Annotated in this window: 1 protein-coding gene; it reads right to left on the reverse strand. The window is 60.8% G+C overall.

Annotation, left to right across the window (positions count from 1 at the left end):
* The coding region (gene rpoB, locus RMO57_RS07605) for a DNA-directed RNA polymerase subunit beta (protein ID WP_310385523.1) at positions 1–2,621 on the reverse strand (2,621 nt) is incomplete at both ends.

A 2,621-nucleotide genomic window follows, 5' to 3' on the forward strand; every position in this document is an offset into this window, starting at 1 on the left:
AGCGGCTGCTGCGTCACCAGGCTGTACGGCCCGGTGGAGCGGGCATGCATCTTGTCGTCCACCAGGTGGTGCAGCTTGAGTACATGCATATACCCCACCGTGGTGGGCCGCTCAAAGGCCTCACCGGTACGGCCGTCGCACAATTGCGCCTGGGTGCGGGTGATGGTCAGCCCCTTCTTGGCGGCAATGTCGTCCGGGTAAGCCAACTTGAGCATGGCGCGGATTTCAGACTCTTTGGCACCGTCAAACACCGGCGTGGCAAACGGCACGCCCTTGCTCAGATTGCTGGCCATCTCGAGGACGTCGGCGTCGCTCAGCTCGTCGATGTTCTCGGTCTTGCCGCCGGATTGGTTGTAGAGCTGGTCGAAGAACTTGCGCAGTTCGGCGATCCGGGCCTCACCTTGCAGCATGTCGCCAATGCGCTGCCCAATCCCCTTGCCGGCCCAGCCCAAATGCACTTCAAGTACCTGGCCCACGTTCATGCGGGACGGCACGCCCAGCGGGTTCAGCACGATGTCGGCGGGCGTGCCATCGGCCATGTAAGGCATGTCTTCCACCGGCACGATCTTCGACACTACACCCTTGTTGCCATGCCGGCCGGCCATCTTGTCGCCCGGCTGCAGGCGGCGCTTGACGGCCAGGTACACCTTGACCATCTTCAACACGCCAGCCGGCAACTCGTCGCCTTGCGTCAGCTTCTTGCGCTTTTCTTCAAACGCCAAATCGAAACTGTGGCGGGTTTGCTCCAGCGAGTTCTTGATCGACTCCAACTGGTTGGCGACGTCGTCGTCGGCCGGGCGGATGTCGAACCAATGGAACTTCTCGACGCTCTGCAGATAGGCCTTGTCGATGACGGTGCCCTTGGCGATCTTCTGCGGGCCGCCATTGGCCACGCGGCCGGTCAGCAGCTTCTCGATTCGGTCGAACGAGTCGGCCTCCACGATACGCAGCTGGTCGTTCAGGTCCAGACGGAAACGCTTCAGCTCGTCGTCAATGATCTGCTGAGCGCGCTTGTCACGCACGATGCCTTCACGTGTGAAGACCTGCACGTCGATGACGGTGCCCGAGGTGCCTTGATCGACACGCAAGGACGTGTCTTTCACGTCGGAAGCCTTCTCACCGAAGATGGCGCGCAGCAGCTTCTCTTCTGGCGTCAACGTGGTCTCGCCCTTGGGCGTGACCTTGCCGACCAACACGTCGCCGGCGTTGACTTCGGCGCCAACGTAGACGATGCCGGACTCATCCAAACGACCCAGCTGCTGCTCGGACAAGTTCGGAATGTCGCGGGTGATTTCTTCGCTGCCCAGCTTGGTGTCACGCGCATTGACCACCAACTCTTCGATGTGAATCGAGGTGTAGCGGTCTTCAGCGATGACGCGCTCCGAGATCAGGATCGAATCCTCGAAGTTGTAGCCGTTCCATGGCATGAAGGCGACCAACATGTTCTGGCCCAGCGCCAACTCACCGATGTCGGTAGAAGCACCGTCAGCAATGATGTCCTCAGAAGCGACCTTGTCACCACGGCGCACGATCGGGCGCTGATGGATATTGGTGTTCTGGTTGGAACGCTGATACTTGATCAGGTTGTAGATGTCGACGCCGACTTCACCGGCAACGGTTTCGTCGTCATTGACACGAATCACGATGCGGTTGGTATCGACATAGTCGACGATACCGCCGCGGCGCGCCGCCACAACCGTGCCCGAATCCTTGGCCGCAACACGCTCGACACCAGTACCGACCATGGCCTTTTCGGGGCGCAAGATAGGCACGGCCTGACGCTGCATATTCGCACCCATCAAGGCGCGGTTTGCATCATCGTGCTCCAGGAATGGCACCAGCGAGGCCGCCACCGACACGATCTGGGTCGGAGCGACGTCCATGTACTGGATGCGCTCAGGGGAGGTCAGCACCGACTCGCCGTTTTCACGCGCCGACACCAACTCATCCGTCAGCGCGCCTTCGCTCAGCGTCGCGTTCGCCTGAGCGATCACGTACTTGCCTTCTTCGATGGCCGACAGATAGTCGATCTGGGTCGTCACCTTGCCGTCGACGACGCGACGATAAGGCGTTTCCAGGAAACCATACTCGTTCAGCTGTGCGTACAGAGCCAAGGAGTTGATCAGACCAATGTTCGGACCTTCCGGCGTTTCGATGGGGCAGACACGACCGTAGTGAGTCGGGTGCACGTCGCGGACTTCAAAGCCAGCGCGCTCACGCGTCAAACCACCAGGGCCCAGGGCGGAAACGCGACGCTTGTGCGTGATTTCCGACAACGGGTTGGTCTGGTCCATGAACTGCGACAGCTGCGACGCACCGAAGAACTCTTTCAACGCGGCCGAGATCGGCTTGGAGTTGATCAAGTCATGCGGCATCAAGGCTTCGGTCTCGGCTTGGCCCAGACGCTCCTTGACGGCCTTCTCGATACGCGCCAGACCGGAGCGGTACTGGTTCTCGGCCAATTCGCCGACGCAACGCACGCGACGATTGCCCAAGTGGTCGATGTCATCGACTTCACCACGGCCGTTGCGCAGCTCGACCAAGATCTTGACGACGTCCAGGACGTCCTCATTCGACAGGGTCATCGCGCCTTCCGGCGTGTCGCGGCCGGCACGGGCGTT

This window comes from Roseateles sp., assembly GCF_031397715.1.
In the GTDB taxonomy this organism is placed as follows: Bacteria; Pseudomonadota; Gammaproteobacteria; order Burkholderiales; family Burkholderiaceae_C; genus Paucibacter_A.